At 57.2% G+C, this 16,086-nt stretch carries 15 protein-coding genes; 4 read left to right on the forward strand and 11 right to left on the reverse strand.

Annotated elements, in window-relative coordinates:
* Positions 1-88 precede the first annotated feature (88 nt).
* Genes G516_RS0102795 through G516_RS0102810 form a run of 4 tightly spaced genes read right to left on the reverse strand, consistent with a single transcriptional unit; the run spans position 89 to position 5,345 of the window.
* A complete protein-coding gene (locus G516_RS0102795; protein ID WP_211225043.1) occupies positions 89-730 on the reverse strand; it encodes a sarcosine oxidase subunit gamma in 642 nt (213 codons plus the stop codon).
* Complete coding sequence (locus tag G516_RS0102800) at positions 723-3,761, reverse strand: sarcosine oxidase subunit alpha family protein (protein ID WP_028292378.1); 3,039 nt, start codon at positions 3,759-3,761, stop codon at positions 723-725. The genes G516_RS0102795 and G516_RS0102800 overlap by 8 nt, the downstream gene beginning before the upstream one ends.
* A complete protein-coding gene (locus tag G516_RS0102805) occupies positions 3,761-4,066 on the reverse strand; it encodes a sarcosine oxidase subunit delta (protein WP_028292379.1) in 306 nt (101 codons plus the stop codon). Before G516_RS0102805 ends, G516_RS0102800 begins: the two co-directional genes overlap by 1 nt.
* A 22-nt stretch (positions 4,067-4,088) precedes the next feature.
* Positions 4,089-5,345, reverse strand: coding sequence for a sarcosine oxidase subunit beta family protein (locus tag G516_RS0102810; protein ID WP_028292380.1), 1,257 nt, complete (start codon positions 5,343-5,345; stop codon positions 4,089-4,091).
* A 489-nt stretch (positions 5,346-5,834) separates the two neighbouring features.
* Here G516_RS0102810 and G516_RS23650 point away from each other — a divergent pair, with 489 nt between their 5' ends.
* Positions 5,835-6,419: a Spy/CpxP family protein refolding chaperone gene (locus G516_RS23650; RefSeq protein WP_051218856.1), complete on the forward strand. Its 585-nt coding sequence runs from the start codon at positions 5,835-5,837 to the stop codon at positions 6,417-6,419.
* Between the two features lie 152 nt (positions 6,420-6,571).
* Here G516_RS23650 and G516_RS20750 read toward each other — a convergent pair whose 3' ends face one another.
* The gene (locus G516_RS20750; protein WP_051218857.1) at positions 6,572-7,465 is read right to left on the reverse strand and encodes an alpha/beta hydrolase family protein; all 894 of its coding nucleotides are present in this window, start codon (positions 7,463-7,465) and stop codon (positions 6,572-6,574) included.
* A 97-nt stretch (positions 7,466-7,562) separates the two neighbouring features.
* Between G516_RS20750 and G516_RS0102830 the strand changes: the two genes are divergently transcribed.
* The gene (locus G516_RS0102830) at positions 7,563-7,928 is read left to right on the forward strand and encodes a MerR family transcriptional regulator (protein WP_028292381.1); all 366 of its coding nucleotides are present in this window, start codon (positions 7,563-7,565) and stop codon (positions 7,926-7,928) included.
* A gap of 87 nt (positions 7,929-8,015) precedes the next feature.
* On the opposite strand, the gene G516_RS0102835 is transcribed toward G516_RS0102830, so the two are convergent.
* Entirely contained in the window at positions 8,016-9,443 is a 1,428-nt protein-coding gene (locus G516_RS0102835) for an L-serine ammonia-lyase (protein WP_028292382.1), read from the reverse strand.
* 223 nt (positions 9,444-9,666) lie between these two features.
* Positions 9,667-10,932, reverse strand: a complete 1,266-nt coding sequence (gene glyA / locus G516_RS0102840; protein ID WP_028292383.1) for a serine hydroxymethyltransferase — start codon at positions 10,930-10,932, stop codon at positions 9,667-9,669.
* Between the two features lie 437 nt (positions 10,933-11,369).
* Here glyA and G516_RS0102845 point away from each other — a divergent pair, with 437 nt between their 5' ends.
* Positions 11,370-11,771, forward strand: coding sequence for a YbaN family protein (locus G516_RS0102845; protein ID WP_051218858.1), 402 nt, complete (start codon positions 11,370-11,372; stop codon positions 11,769-11,771).
* A gap of 24 nt (positions 11,772-11,795) precedes the next feature.
* Entirely contained in the window at positions 11,796-12,398 is a 603-nt protein-coding gene (locus tag G516_RS0102850; RefSeq protein ID WP_028292385.1) for a biliverdin-producing heme oxygenase, read from the forward strand.
* Between the two features lie 136 nt (positions 12,399-12,534).
* Here G516_RS0102850 and G516_RS0102855 read toward each other — a convergent pair whose 3' ends face one another.
* Genes G516_RS0102855 through G516_RS20755 form a run of 4 tightly spaced genes read right to left on the reverse strand, consistent with a single transcriptional unit; the run spans position 12,535 to position 16,075 of the window.
* Positions 12,535-14,070, reverse strand: coding sequence for a pilus assembly protein TadG-related protein (locus G516_RS0102855; RefSeq protein ID WP_028292386.1), 1,536 nt, complete (start codon positions 14,068-14,070; stop codon positions 12,535-12,537).
* Positions 14,063-14,617, reverse strand: a complete 555-nt coding sequence (locus G516_RS0102860; protein ID WP_156878918.1) for a TadE/TadG family type IV pilus assembly protein — start codon at positions 14,615-14,617, stop codon at positions 14,063-14,065. Before G516_RS0102860 ends, G516_RS0102855 begins: the two co-directional genes overlap by 8 nt.
* Positions 14,614-15,141: a TadE/TadG family type IV pilus assembly protein gene (locus G516_RS0102865; protein ID WP_028292388.1), complete on the reverse strand. Its 528-nt coding sequence runs from the start codon at positions 15,139-15,141 to the stop codon at positions 14,614-14,616. The genes G516_RS0102860 and G516_RS0102865 overlap by 4 nt, the downstream gene beginning before the upstream one ends.
* Positions 15,142-15,145: 4 nt before the next feature.
* Complete coding sequence (locus G516_RS20755) at positions 15,146-16,075, reverse strand: tetratricopeptide repeat protein (RefSeq protein ID WP_051218859.1); 930 nt, start codon at positions 16,073-16,075, stop codon at positions 15,146-15,148.
* Positions 16,076-16,086: the final 11 nt, after the last annotated feature.

Genomic DNA, 16,086 nt, shown 5'->3' on the forward strand with positions numbered 1-16,086 from the left:
GGTCCGTCAGGTGTCAGACTCCTTGATCCAAACCGCAGGCAAAAAAATGGCCAGTCAAAGACTGGCCATCGAGGGTGCGGTAATGCGGTTAGCCCTGCCAGGCAAAGCCGTATTCCGCCGCTGCGTCCTGAATCCAGGCGGCAACGTAGTCAGAGAAAGAACGACGAACCACCAGTTCAAACTCCTGCTCCCCCAGACGACGCAGGGTGCAGCCAGTTTTGGCGAAGTTGGTGTTAACCACCTTGCCCACCGGGAAGTTGCTGATGTGGATATCGTAGTGCACGGACTTGTGCAGTACGTTTTCCGCGTTTTCACCGCTCAGTACCAGCAGGGTCTGGCCGCCGGACTCGTTCACCACCTGATAGTGACCCGTGAGGGTTTCACGCAGGCGGGTTTCCAGAGCATACGCCGCGGCACCCGGCATGGTGATCAGCCAGGTGTCTGGCGACAACCAGCGCACCACGTACTCGCCACTTTCAACGCTGCTCAGCTTACCCGGCAGTTCCGTGCCCAGCACTTTGGCAGCACCGGCCATAAAGGCGTCGTCGGTTGGCTTGCCGCGCAGCACAATGTGGCCGCTGAAGGCCAGCTCTTTGGCAAACACGGTGGCGTTGCTGCTGTTGGCCCACTTGACGTTCACCATCGGGCTTTCAGCCTTGCTGTTGTCGGAGGCGAACTGGTTCATGACGGCGCAGTCGTTCATCACGATGACTGGAGTGATATCAGACATTCTGGCGGTCTCCTTTTGGATCGTAGAATACCGGGCTGCAGATCTCTGCTTCGATCACTGAGCCGTCCATTGTTGGGTAGTAAACGGTTTCGCCCATGCGGTTGAAGCCGTCCTTGATCATGCCCAGCGCGATGCTGCGGCCCAGCACGGCACTGTAGTAGCTGGACGTAATGTGTCCCTGAACCACGTTGGAGCCTTGCTTGTAGTTGCGCTCGTTCACCGCCGCCGCACCTTCAACCAGCACCACTTTCGGGTCCTTGGTCTTGATACCCACCAGTTCCTTGCGGTTGGCTCGGGTCGGGTCCTGACGGTTCATGCCGCGTTTACCGATGAAGCTGAATGGCTTGTTCATGGAAACCGCCCAGCTCATGCCCAGGTCCTGTGGCGTCACAGAGCCGTCAGTATCCTGACCGGCAATGATGAAGCCTTTTTCAGCACGCAGGATGTGCATGGTTTCAGTGCCGTATGGCGTGATGTTGTACTGCGCACCCACTTCCATCAGTTTCTTCCATACCTGCAAACCGTAGTTGGCCGGTACGTTGATCTCGTAGCTCAGCTCACCGGTGAAGGAGATACGGAACACACGGGACGGAATGCCATCCACCTTGCCCTGACGCCAGTCCATGAACTTGAAGGCGTCTTTATCAAGATCGATACCTTCGCTCACCTGTTCCAGCAGCTTACGGCTGTTAGGACCGGAGATGGTCATGGTGGCCCAGTGGTCCGTTACGGAGGTCATGAAGACTTCCAGTTCTGGCCATTCGGTCTGATGGTACAGTTCCAGCCATTCCAGTACGTGCGCCGCACCGCCGGAAGTGGTGGTCATCAGGAAGTGGTTTTCAGCCAGACAGGAAGTTACACCGTCGTCGAATACCATGCCGTCTTCGCCACACATCAGGCCGTAACGACATTTGCCGACTGCCAGCTTGGCCCAGGCGTTGGTGTACACACGGCCGAGGAATTCACGGGCATCCTTACCCTGGATGTCGATCTTGCCCAGCGTGGAAGCATCAAGAATGCCGACGCTTTCACGGGTTGCCAGACATTCACGATCCAATGACTGCTGCATGGTTTCGCCCGGCTTAGGGTAGTACCAGGGACGCTTCCACTGACCGACGTCTTCAAACAGCGCGCCATTGGCTTCGTGCCAGGACTGCATGGCGGTGTAGCGTTTTGGATCGAACAGTTCACCGGCGTTACGGCCAGCGATGGCACCGAACGCGATTGGGGTGTAGTTCGGACGGAATACAGTCGTACCGACTTCAGGAATGGTGGCTCCACGAACCTGAGCGGCAATGGCCATACCGTTGATGTTGCCCAGTTTGCCCTGATCTGTACCGAAGCCCAGTGCGGTGTAACGCTTGACGTGTTCGATGGACTCGAAGCCTTCACGCACGGCCAGTTCGATACCGCCAGCGGTGACGTCGTTCTGGTAGTCAACAAACTGCTTTGGCGCACGGCTGAATGGCTTCTCGTGAGGAGCCACAAACAGCGCCATTGGTGCAGATACCTTGACCGCTTTGGTCTGGTAGTTAGCGCGTGGGGTATCTGGTGTGAAACCGGCAGACTTGGCGGCGTTTTCACCGGCCGCCTGACCGTCAGTCAGACAGGCACCCAGCTCGTAGTTGCCAGAGATACCACCGACGTACAGACGGTTCTCGTAGCAGTCGCCCGGTACGAAACCGATGATCTTGTCGTCCCACTGTGGACGCGTACCAGAGTGACAGGACAGGTGAACCACCGGGCTCCAGCCGCCGGAAGTAGCGATGGTGTCACAGCTGATGTCGAGCTTGTCGCCGATCAGTTTTTTGCCATCAGGGCTGACTGCGCCGACCTTGGCCGCTTTAACACGTGTCTGGCCTTTGGCGTCGTATACCACGGAACCGAAGATGATCTTGATACCCAGCTGACGGGCTTCTTCAACACGGTCGCCATCGGCACCCGGACGGCTGTCGACGATGGCAGCCACGTCGCGGCCCGCTTTTTTCCAGGCGATGGCAGCGTCGTAGCCGTCGTCGTTAGCAGTACCAACGACCAGAGTTTTGCCAGGAACCACACCGTAACGGTTGATGTAGGTAGCAACCGCAGAAGCACCCATCACACCCGGAACATCGTTGTTGGCGAATACGATTGGACGCTCTTGCGCACCGGTAGCCAGAATCACGCAATGAGCGCGAACCTTGTGCATACGGTGACGAGCCATCTGAACGCCATCAACGGTTGGAGCACGGTCGCCCAGGTGGTCGGTCAGACGCTCATGAATGGTGAGGAAGTTGTGATCGTGCAGGCCGTTAACGGTAGCGCGAGGCAGCAGTACCACGTTTTTGTTACCCGCCAGTTCCGCAACCACTTCGGTGACCCACTCAGCGGCAGGCTTGCCGTTGATGGTCTCGCTGCTGTGCAGCAGCGAACCACCGAACTCTTCCTGTTCGTCGGCCAGAATCACACGAGCACCGGAGCTTGCCGCCGCACGCGCCGCCGCCAGACCCGCAGGGCCGGACCCCACAACCACGACGTCAGCGTGACGGTTCATGGCGTCGTAGATGTCGACGTCTTTCTCTTTTGGCGCCTTGCCCAGACCCGCCGCTTTACGAATGTATTTTTCGTAGATTGGCCACATGCCGGCAGGACCCATGAAGGTCTTGTAGTAGAAGCCCGGAGGCATCATCTTGCCGCCGATCTTGCCAACGTAGGACATCAAATCGAAGTCCACATTTGGCCAGCCAGCCACGGCAGAACAGGTCAGACCGTTGAACAGCGCTTGCTGGGTCGCACGGACGTTAGGCACCTGGGTAGCTTCCGTCGCGCCAACCTGCATTACTGCGTTTGGCTCTTCTGCGCCCGCCGCAACAATGCCGCGTGGACGGCTGTATTTGAAGCTTCGACCAATGATGTCGACGCCGTTGGCCAGCAGTGCAGAGGCCAGGGTATCACCCTCGTAACCGGTGAACTGCTTGCCGTTGTAGGTGAAGGACAGCGGCTTGCCGCGATTGATACGGCCGCCAGCCTGGGTACGGTTCACTTGTGCCATCACGCTTTTCCTTCTTTGTTCACATCCAGCACAGGCTGTGGTGCGGTGCCCAACAGGTAGCTCTGCTCGATCTTGTAGGTAATGGTGTTACGGCTGACGTTAAAGAACTTGCCGCAGCCCGCAGAGTGGTGCCAAAGCTCCTGATGCTGACCCTTGGTGTTCTTGCGGAAAAAGATAAAGTTGGCCCATTCCTGCTCGGAACAGTTATCCGGGTCCAGCGGGCGGGCAATGTGTGCCTGCCCCTTGCAGTGGAACTCTTCCTCTTCGCGGTATTCGCAGCAGTGAGGACAATAAATATGCAACATGATGATTTCCTCTCAGGCTGGATTAGTGAGCAACACCGGCAGCGCCGTGTTCGTCGATCAGAGCGCCGGTAACAAAACGGTCCATGCTGAATGGCGCCGCCAGATCACCCGGTTTGCCCTGTGCCAGAGTCTCAGCAAAGGCCCAGCCGGAACCCGGAGTCCCTTTGAAGCCACCGGTACCCCAACCACAGTTCATGAACATGTTCTTCACTGGCGTGGTGCCGATGATTGGACAGGCGTCAGGGGTTGTATCCACGATGCCACCCCACTGACGGTTCATACGAACGCGGCTGGTGCACGGGAACATCTCAACGATGGCCTGAATCGTGTGCTCAATGATCGGGTAGGAACCACGCTGACCGTAGCCAACCCAGCCGTCGATACCGGCACCAATCACAAGGTCACCCTTGTCAGACTGGGACATATAGCCGTGTACGTGGTTGGACATTACAACGGTGTCCAGGAATGGCTTGATAGGCTCGGACACCAGCGCCTGCAGCGGGTGTGACTCAACCGGCATTTCGAAGCCAGCCATACGCGCCATTTCACCGGAGTTACCCGCGGCAACACAGCCGACGCGATCGGCGCGGATTTCACCGTACTGCTTGGTCTTCACACCACGGATGGTGTTGGAACCGTCGATGATCATGCCGGTCACTTCACAGTTCTGGATCAGGTGTACACCCAGCGCAGAAGCAGCACGAGCGTAGCCCCAGGCAACGGCATCGTGACGGGCGTTACCGGCACGGCGCTGAACGGAAGCGCCCATGATCGGGTAGCGAGCGCCTGCAGAGCAGTCGAGGGTCGGAATTTCTTTCTGCAGCTGTTCGGCCGTCAGCATTTCGTTGTCGACGCCCTGGATCTGGTTGGCGTGAACCAGACGTTCGTTGGCGCGCATGTCGCCGAGGGTGTGACAGGTGTGGTACACGCCGCGCTGGGAGAACATCACGTTGTAGTTCAGATCCTGCGACAGGCCTTCCCACAGCTTCATGCTGTGCTCGTACAGGGCAGCGGATTCGTCCCACAGGTAGTTGGAACGCACGATGGTGGTGTTACGGGCAATGTTGCCGCCCGCCAGGTGGTTCTTTTCCAGTACCGCAACGTTAGTGATGCCGTGAACCTTGGCCAGGTAATAAGCAGTCGCCAGACCATGGCCGCCAGCACCAACAATAATAATGTCGTACTTTTTGTTCGGCGTTGGATTGGCCCACTGTCGCTCCCAGTTTTCGTGGTGGCTGAGTGAATGTTTCACCAGCGACAAGCCGGAATATTTTTCCATCGCTCTGGTTTCCTCAATAGGTGGTAAATAACGCTGCGTGGGCCGCAACCCGGTTGCTGTGAGGGGCGCTCGGGGATTTTTCCCTTTACTGCCATGGGCGTATTTAGCCGCCTTTGCGGAGAGGGCGTTTTTCAAAACGCGACATGGATATGCCTTTTTGGGCAAGCTGAGAAATTGTCGCGACTGCAATCCTTGATGGTTACTGTCAGCAACGTCGTGGGGTTTGGGGCCGGTGTTTAGTGGGGTGTGCTCTGAACGACTGGTTTGTGCGCCGCCTGAGTCAATACAACAACGGGCAAGTTCCACTGCAGGTGTTGGCATTCGTCATGACTGCAAAGTCGCTGTGGGTCATGGTCACAAAGCGTAAAACCTGAACGGTTGGGTGCAGTAACTGGCGCAAGAGGCTCTCAAAGCAACCATGAGCGGGCAACACCGCCCATCCATCAAGCTCAATTTGCCCAGCGCTGAAGAGCGCTCAAGGAGTCTGTTATGAATACCAACAGCCCGAACCATAACCGTCCGGCCAATCAACGTAACCAGAATGCTTCATCCCGTTTTGCCGCCAAGCCCCTGTTTGCAAAAGGGCTGGCAGGCGTAATGGCGATTGCCCTCGCCGCTGGCTCATCACTGGCCATGGCCGTAACGCCACTGCCGATTCAGCATGACCAGGTGCCGCAAGTTGCGGAACACTCTTCGAATTCCGATTCTCAACAGGCCAGCAGCAACAAGGCATCGGCCAGCGCCAACGAAGGGGTGCTGGTGGTTGAAACCGAAACTTTCGCTCCGGCACCGTTTGACCCCATTGCCGCCCTCGACCTGAGCGACAAGCAGGTGGATAAAATCACCGAGATCAACGACCACAAGCGCAAAGAGCTGTGGAAGCTGCAAGGCGCCGAAATGGAAATGCAGAACAAGCTGCGGGATTTGTACGCCGACGAGCAATTTGATGCCCATGCCATCATGAAAGCCAATCACACACTGGCGGCGGTGCATGAAAAAATGATCAACGTGCGCAGCGATGCCCAAACCCGCATTTATGACATATTGACGCCAGAACAGCGGGCCATGATCTAACCTGAAACGTGAGAGCCTGCGTTTTTATGCGCTGACTCCGTTGGAGTTTCCAATTGGCGTTGAGATTCTCCTTAAGGGTCTGCTGGCAACAGCAGGCCCTTTCTTATGGGCGACTGACAGAGTTATTCAGATCTCAACTTTAAGCCTTCACTTCAAGCGTCCAGCCCAAGCCGCCACTGCTCCAGTTGTTGCAGGATGTCCTCCCAGATAAACCGATTGGCTGAATGGAAATAGCCAAAATGGCCGATCTTGCGGTTAGGACTGCCCGTTGCCGGGTACTGCTGAAAGCTGATGCCTTTCACGCCCTTAATATGACGCCAGAAATTAGCCACATTGGCGGCAGAAGCAATTTCATCATCGCTGGCATGGATCACATGCACCGGCATTGGCATCGCCTTGTAAGCCCCCTCAGCAACGGTTTTACCGTAGTAACTGGGAGCAAAAAACAGATCCGGCTCCTTACACCAGTCGTGCCACTCGGACGCCAGCGAAGTTGGCAAATCCTCCATAAAACCAAAGCGACCAGCGGCTATATAACCTGTGAGGCGATGCGACAAAGGCCCAAACAGCTTGAAGAAAAAATGCGCCTTCAGCCGATAACCCAACGGCATATTGGCGAAATAACCCGCCGAGGACGCCACCGCAACCAGGCCCTGCACCTGATCGACGTTGTCGGCAAAGCCAAACTGCTGGCCGCCGGCACTGTGGCCGACACAGAACAACGGCAGCCCCGCTGGGGTGCGACGTTTGGCCTCGGCAATGGCAGCTGGAATATCCAGCCGGCCAATGTCCGAAAAGCGATAATCCGACTGCTGCAACGGTTGCTGGCGGGACTCGCAGAATACCCGGTAATTCCACAACAAAACCTGGTAGCCGTTGGCCTGCAAATACTCACAAAAACGACGATAAAACAGCGTTTTGGTGGCCGTTCCGGGGTTTACCAGCACGGTGCCTTTGGTCTGCCAGTGCGCTGCGTTGGTTGTCTGGGCATCAAACCAGTAACCCGCCAATGTCGCTCCATCGGCCGCCTTGAATTCAATCTGCATGCATCCGTCCTGTTGTTGTTATCAGTTTGACGTTGTGTTCAATAAAGAGCAGAGCCTAAACTATGGAGTTTACTCCACAGTCAAGGGTTTGCCCGCCATGCAGATGAAAGACGTGATGGCTGCTACCAACCTCAGCCGCGACACCATTCGTTTCTATGAAAAAGAAGGCCTGCTGGCCGCACCGGTACGAGGCCAGAACGGCTATCGCCATTACGACGATGGCGTGGTGAAACAACTCAAACTCATTATCCGCGCCAAACATCTGGGCTTTACCCTGAAAGAAATCAAAAGCCTCAACGCGCTGTTGTACCAACGCTCGCTGACGCCCAAAGAACTGGCTAAACACCTGCGCGAAAAACGCGCCGAAGTCAGTGAAAAGATCGAGCAGCTACAGAACATCCAGCGTGAGATCGACCTGGCGCTGGCAGGGATGTGCGAACAGCGCGAGAGTTTGAGTGGTTAGTTTGAGTGGGAGAGTTTGATCTGGACGCTAAAAACGGAAAACGGGGCCAAGCCCCGTTCTTTTGTGCAGATTGTTAATTCTGTTGAATCAACACTCAATCACGTTCACGGCCAGGCCGCCGCGTGAGGTTTCCTTGTATTTATCGAGCATGTCCTTGCCGGTGTCGCGCATGGTTTTGATCACTTTATCCAGTGAGACAAAGTGCTCGCCGTCGCCTCGCAGGGCCATGGCGGCGGCGTTAATGGCTTTCATGGCGGCCATGGCGTTGCGTTCGATACACGGCACCTGAACCAGTCCGCCAATCGGATCGCAGGTCAGGCCGAGGTTGTGTTCCATGCCGATTTCAGCGGCGTTTTCGACCTGCAACGGCGAGCCGCCAGTGGCTTCGGCCAGACCGGCAGCGGCCATGGCGCAGGCGGAGCCGACTTCGCCCTGGCAGCCGACTTCGGCACCCGAAATAGAGGCGTTTTCCTTGAACAGGATGCCAATTGCGGCAGCCGACAGCAGGAAGCGAATCACGCCTTCTTCATCGGAGTTGGGGCAGAAGTTGATGTAGTAGTGCAGTACCGCAGGAATGATGCCTGCCGCGCCGTTGGTAGGAGCGGTGACCATGCGACCGCCGCCTGCGTTTTCTTCGTTCACGGCCAGAGCGTACAGGTTGACCCAGTCCATCGCACCCAGCGATGGTGTGATCATGTCCATGCGGGTGCGGTTTTTGAGGCTTTCATGCAGGGCTTTGGCGCGGCGTTTGACCTTCAGGCCGCCGGGCAGGATGCCTTCGGAAGACATGCCTTTTTTGACGCAGTCTTTCATCACGCCCCACAGTTCCAGAATGTCTTCGCGGATCTGTTCTTCGGTGCGCCAGGCTTTTTCGTTCTCCATCATGATTTCCGAGATGGACAGGCCGGTTTCCTTGCAGATGCGCAGCAGGTCTTCGCCGGTCTTGAACGGGTATTTCACGCTGGTGGCGTCTTCGACGATGGCGCCAATCTTGTCGCTGGAGTGCACGCTGTCGTCGACCACAAAGCCGCCGCCTACCGAGTAGTAGGTGGAGAACTTGAGTTCGTTGCCATCGGCATCCCAGGCGCAGAAGGTCATGCCGTTGGCGTGGAAGTCGAGGGCTTCAATGCGGTGGTAGATCAGGTCTTCGTTCATATTGAACGGAATGGTTTTGGGCTCGGCCTGAACGCCGTCTTCGAGGTAGTCGGTGACGTCCAGCAACGTCAGTTGACCGGTTTCTTCGATGTCGGCAGTGCGTGGCACCACGCGGTCCGGGTCGATCTTTTCTGGCAGTTCGCCTTCCAGCCCCAGCAGTACCGCTGGGCCAGAACCATGGCCTTTGCCCGTTGCGCCGAGGGAGCCGTAAAGCTGGCATTGCACCCGGTTAACCTGCGTCAGCAGGCCTTCTTTGGCCAGCGCCGATGAAAACATCCAGGCGGCTTTCATGGGTCCAACGGTGTGAGAGCTGGACGGGCCAATACCGATTTTCAACATGTCGAACAGACTGATAGCCATGATCGGCTCCTCGGGTGACATCAGACCCCGCTGTTGTTCATACAACCAGCGTGATCTTCAATAATCTTTAAATCAATAGCAGAAGATGGGCGCAAGCGCCCATCTTCTGTGGTTTGTGCTGTCGGAATGGCGGCGGTTTTGTCGCCGTCTGAGCGGGCCTGGGTCGGGAATAAATTCCCTCCTTCAAGTCAACGCCAGACGCCAGACATCCGACGCTGCAAACTCACTCGCCGTAAGCAGGGAACTGCTTGCACAGGTCGTGAACTTTCTCTTTCACCATGCCGATGATGCGGGCTTCTTCAGACGTGCCCAGCACGGACAGAATGTCGGAGATCCAGCCTGCCAGTTCCTTGCACTGTTCTTCCTTGAAACCACGGGTAGTGATTACCGGCGTACCGATGCGCAGACCGGAAGTCACGAATGGCGACTGTGGGTCGTTTGGAACGGCGTTCTTGTTCACGGTGATGGAAGCGGCGCCCAGTGCGGCGTCAGCGTCTTTACCGGTCAGGCCTTGCTTGATCAGGGACAGCAGGAACAGGTGGTTTTTGGTGCCACCGGAAACCACGTCGTAGCCGCGTTCTACGAATACGCGCGCCATGGCGTCGGCGTTTTTAACCACTTGCTGCTGGTATTCCTTGAACTCAGGCGACAGCGCTTCCTTGAAGGCAATCGCTTTGGCGGCGATCACGTGCATCAGTGGGCCACCCTGACCGGCCGGGAATACGGCGGAGTTCAGTTTCTTTTCCAGCTCGGGGTTGGATTTGGCAACGATCAGACCGCCACGTGGACCGCGCAGGGTCTTGTGAGTGGTGGTAGTACACACGTCGGCGTACTGCATTGGGTTCGGGTAAACGCCTGCCGCTACCAGACCGGCAACGTGTGCCATGTCGACGAACAGGTAAGCGCCAACGGAGTCGGCGATTTCGCGCATGCGAGCCCAGTCAACGATCTGGGAGTAGGCCGAGAAGCCACCGATGATCATTTTCGGCTTGTGTTCCTTGGCCAGGTTTTCCATTTCCTGATAGTCGATCTCGCCGGTTTCAGCGTTCAGACCGTACTGGACGGAGTTGTAGATCTTGCCAGAGAAAGACACCTTGGCACCGTGAGTCAGGTGACCACCGTGGGCCAGGCTCATGCCCAGAACGGTATCGCCTGGTTGCAGCAGGGCCATGAATACCGCGGCGTTGGCCTGGGAGCCGGAGTGTGGCTGCACGTTGGCGTAATCGGCACCGAACAGTTCCTTGGCACGGTCGATGGCCAGCTGCTCAACCACGTCGACGTATTCACAACCACCGTAGTAACGCTTGCCCGGGTAACCTTCAGCGTACTTGTTGGTCAGCTGGGAGCCCTGGGCTTCCATCACCAGCTGGCTGGTGTAGTTTTCGGAGGCGATCAGCTCGATATGATCTTCCTGACGAGCCACTTCATTTTGCATGGCTTCCCACAGGGCCGGATCGAAATCCGCAATACGATCTTGCTTGTTGAACATGGGCTTATCCTGAAACGTATGGGTCGAGATGACCGTGTTTATTGCGTCTGCGCTAGTACGTTGCGCTTGTATGTCGGAGGGATAGTAAGTCTGGCTTTGGGGGCCAGAATGTCTGCTTGCGGCCGGGGTATGACAAAAAGCGACGGTACAAAAAATGATCGGTTTGGCGCGTTTCAGGGTGCAGCCCTGACTGTGTGATGGAAACGACATGGATGTGTCGGAATGCGGCAGAATGGGCGTTCGAGCCGGAAAATCACTTTTACAGAAGCGCCAGTCTTGGCTGTTTGCACGCAAGCGACGGTCGCTTCCATCTTGCCGCTTCCATCCTGCCACTTCTTAACAAGCCTTAATCTGTTCGCACTGTTCGTGAAGCCGCAAGTGCTTATCATTCATCGGGTTGGCGGTGCTTCTCCGTCGTAATGCTGGTAACTGCTCCAATGTTGAAACGAATGACCTTTCCCACCCGCATACGCCGCGTGTTGTTTGGCGTATTGGCTGTGTTGTCATTGGGATTGGCATTTGTCGGTGCGGTATTGCCCGGTATTCCTGCGACCGAGTTTGTGCTGCTGGCCGTGTGGCTGGCTTCGCGTTCTTCCCCTGCCTTGCAACGCTGGATTGAACAGCATCCTTTATGGGCTGAAAGCCTGCGTTGCTGGAAGCAGGAAGGTGCCATTCGCCGTTCTACCCGAATCAAAAGCCTGTTGCTGTGCGCGGTCGGCGTCGTGCTGCTGCTCTACTGGCAAACCCCGTTGTGGGTCACCGTGCTGGCGATTGGGGGGATGACGACAGGCCAGCTGTTTATCTGGACCCGACCGTATCCGGCCATGAATAACCTTTGATGAGCGTCCGGACCTGGAGACCGTATGAATACTACTGCCGAACACAAATCCCGCTGCCGCCGCCTGATGGCGAACACCGATGACCTGCATGAAGACCTGCATGTGCTGGTCGACCGTTTTGGCCCTTTCAAGGCTGTGGAAAACTACGGCCCATGGGTTGAGGCCCAATACATTTTCCAACAGCAGCTGTTGGGATTGTACGAAGACAAACAGGTGGCCGAACTGCTGCCAGACGCCGCCCATCGCAGCCGCTTGCAGGCCGCGGCGAAGGATCTGGCGTTTCTTGGCCATGCGGTACCGACGGTGGATGCCGTGCCATATGAGAAGGACCTGCCATTGATTGAAGCGTTGGCCTGGTTGTTTGTGTCGGAAGGCTCCACTCTGGGTGCCGCCAAGTTGATCAAATACGCCGAAGCATTGGGCTTGAGTGCCAACGAAGGTGCCAGCCATCTGGCGGCTGAATCGCCCGCGGCCCGCATGACCAGCTGGAAGCAGTTCACTGCTGTGATCGATGGCTTGCAACTGAGCGACGCGGAAGAAGAGCAGATGCTGGCAGCGGCCAAAGCCGCGTTTAGGAATTTCCGTACGGTGCTGGAGCAGTGTTTCGAGAAGCCTCTGGCGGCCTGATTTTATATTACGACCGACTTTCCATCATTTGCCCGGCATTGCCGGGCTTTTTTGTGTCTTGTGTTGGAGATGTCAGGCGTCGGGAGTCGGGTGCGTTTATAGGATGGGCGCTTGCGCCCATCACATTGACCGCCCATCACTGCACCAGACGCACGTACGAATTGCTGTAGGTCAGGTCCTGATAGATCTCATCGAAGGCGTTTTTCAATTCCGACAGATCCGCTGCGGTGGTGATTACGTGCAGGCGTTTGCCGTCACCGGTGCAGGGTTCGAGCCAGTGGTTGGGTACGACGCTGGAGCCACCTTCGGCCTTGTCGAGGTCGCCGGGTTGATCGACCCGCACCACGGCGTAGAAAACGATGTCGCGTTCCTCGAACTGCTGGCAGATATCAATGTAATCGGCGGCGGTGTCGATGTGGTCCCAGGCGTAGCCGTCGAACCATTCCATAAACAGAATCAGCGATTTGTTGTGCACTTCGCCATTGCTGTCACGGGTGTAGTCTTTCGGGGTTTCCTGACTGCCCCAGCCGTTGTCACCGCGCCATTGTGGCGACAGGGTCGAGCCGCCCCACAAGATGCCGGGCATTGGCCAGATTTCCCAGTCGCCTTTGATGCGGCGCACTTGCTCCATCACAGTGTGGTAGTTGGCGGTCAGCGGCAGCACGGGCGTGTTCGGCAAGCCGGGATCGGTGGCGATGGTCTGGCTTCCGGCAAAGTCGCCGTCACCGATGGTGGACAGGGTGTAGTAGCGTTGCTCGGAACGTGCCGGGCGACCGGTTTCGGCATTGGAGCCGGGCATCCGGGCTAACAGTCGAAAGGGATCTTGTTGGGGGTTGGGTTCCCAGACCCATCGACGGTTGAGGCTGGTGGTGCCGCGATAGAAGCCCTGACGTTTGGCGCGTCGGTCCGGGTAGACCGGACTGGTGAGGTCGCCGTAACGCTCGTAAAACCCACGACTGCCAATCCAGTAAAAGTCTTCGTCCTGGGTCAGCGATTCGGTGGTGGCCCATTCGAGCAGACGGCTTTGGCTGTTTTGGGGTTCGTCGTCGTTGTAAAGGTTGACGCCGTTGCTGAAAGGCACCACTGATACGTAGAGGTTGTCGCGTTCTTCCACAACCTCACCGGAGGTGTCGGTGCCGTACAGCTGTTGCAGGAAATATTCGATGGCATCAGCGTGCAAGGTGGCGTCCGAGGTCAGTCCAAAGCTGGATACCAGCGTCATCGAAGAGTCCAGTACCAGCGCCACTTCCTGAGTGGTGCTGATCACTTCTGCGGTGGAAGCAACGCGAATATCGTGGCTGCCGAAGCCGCTCAATTCGGCGTTGGCGGTAAAGTGGGCGCTAACTTCAAAATTGGGGTAGCCATTGCGATCGAGCTGCTCGACTTCAACCTGATCGAGCGTCAGTGCCAGCCCCTGGTCAAGCCCCAGGTTGGCGCGGATGTATTCTTCGGCAATGATTTCTCTTTGCTCATTGAAAGCCGGGTCCTGCAACAGCCATTCCTTGGCCAGTGCCAGTGCCGCCGCGTCGGTGGCGCGTTTTAGCTGGCGGCTGTTGGCGTCCATTCGCACGGTGTCCTGAACGTAGGCGGCGGTCAGCAGCAGAGCGGCAATCACAAGAATGGCGAACGGCGCAACAGCGCCACGTTGGCCGCGGAGGAAAGGGTTATTCATCGGTATCCAGTCCGGCTTCTTTGGCTAGGGCTTCGTCCAGTTGCAAACCGTCCAGCAATTGGCGGGACATGGCGACGGTTTGCAGCCGGGATTTCATCAACAGGCGACTGGCCAGCCCCAGATGGCGGGCGGGAATGCAGCCTTGCACCACAATCAGCGGTACTTTGGTGGCGCCTTCGTCGTCTTGCGGCAGCTCGCCGTTGTATTGGCTGGCGCTGATGCGGTCATCACACAAGTGGGTTTCGTTGCCTCGTTGCAGCCACCACACCACGGTGCGGTCGGATTGCACTTCGGCAAGGTTGAGCTGGTAGTCGGGAAAGTGCTGCATGCTGACATCCAGCAGTTGTTGCAGGCCGCCTTCGCTGAGGGTTTGCTGGCCCGCCAGTACCGACGACAGGGTGTCTATCGCCTGTTCCATTTGGCCGCGAACCATATTGACGCGAAACAGGTCCGCCGCCAGAAAGGTCAGGCCAATCAGAATCGGCAGCAACAGCGCGGTTTCGACCAATGAAACCCCACGCTGACGGCGATGGCCGCAGCGCATCATTGCTCCGACTCACTCTGGTAAAGGGTGCCGGTGATCTGGTGAAAGCGATAACCAAACTGGTTCGACATCATCAGCAAGGCGGGCAGTGGCGTAATAAAGGGCACTTTGCTTTCGACGCTGACGGCGACGACAAGGGGCATGGTTGAAGCGCCGCTGCTGTCGTCATCGCTGTTGTCGTTGTCTTCATCACCGCCGTCAGAGCTCATCATGTCGAGGTTTTCGTACACCATCACTTCCGGCGTCAGTTGCACCTTGTTGAGGTAGCCAAAGCCTTCCTGACGCATGTTGCTGATGATGGCGTCGCTGAGGTACTGACTGCTGCCGAGGGAAATGCCTTCGGCGTCACGGACGTTTTTCAGCGCCGAGTCCAACGCCAGATTGCCAATGATGATCACCAGCATCATGTGGGCGATTTCAAACAACAGCATCAGGCTGACCAGTACCACTGGCATCAGGAAGGCGGTTTCGACACTGCTGACGCCATGCTGACAGCTGATCCAAAGGCGAAGGTTGCGTGTCTTCATGGGGTTAGCCATTGCTCCGGGTCAGTTGGTGAAGGTTTTTCGACAGGCTCACCAGCAGCAGGCGCAAGTCTTCGCCGCGGGCGACGGCCTGACGGGTGTTCAGTAGCGAGGTCCACACCGGTTCCAGCTGGTCGCCGGGGAATTGCTGTTGCAGCAGCGCGCGCGCCTGCTGATCCTGCTGATTGAGGGTCAGTGCCAGTGCCAGATTCAACGTTTGGGTGATGGTTGGCTGGGCGATGGTTTGCAGCAGCTGAATGGCTTGTTGTGGCTGCTGGTTGGTGAGGTAGTGCAGCGCCAGATTGTTCTGCGCCACCGGGTTGTCTGGCTCAATGGCCAGAATCCGTTGCAGCAGGGCTTCGGCTTGCTGCGGTCGGCCCAACAGATTGTTGGCAATTGCCAGTCCGTTCATGGCGGCAATGGCGGTGGGTTGTTGTTTCAGGGCGCATTCGAAATACCGTTTGGCGGAGCCCGCCTGGTGCAGGCTGAGGCTGGCGCGGCCCATGCCCTGACAGGCAGCGTAGGCCTGGGTTGCTGACAGGGCATCAAAGCCGCCGAGCCGTTCAACCGCCATTTTAAACAACGACAGGGCGCTGTCGGCACTGCGGGCTTCGGCTGCAACAGTGGCGTATTCGAGGGTTTCGGTGGCATTCAGGAGGCCATCGAGTTCGGCCTTGGCGTACACCTGGGTCGCAGCTTCGTAATAGCCGGAATCGCGCAGTGAACGGGCTAGTGCCAGTGCTTCAGCTGCCTGCTCACTGCGCTCGCCTTTTGTGCTGCTGGCTGTTTTGGTGGCTGTTCTTGTAGTAGCAGCAGCGCTCTTGGTCTGACCGGAGTAGCTATTATCAGTCACGCTCAATGGCTGGTTGGCGGTACTGGCGCAACCGCCCAGACAGGCCATGGTGGCCAGCAGAATCAGGGGTTTTGAATACAACATGCTCTTGCTCC

Source organism: Oceanobacter kriegii DSM 6294 (assembly GCF_000422845.1).
Lineage (GTDB): Bacteria > Pseudomonadota > Gammaproteobacteria > Pseudomonadales > Oceanobacteraceae > Oceanobacter > Oceanobacter kriegii.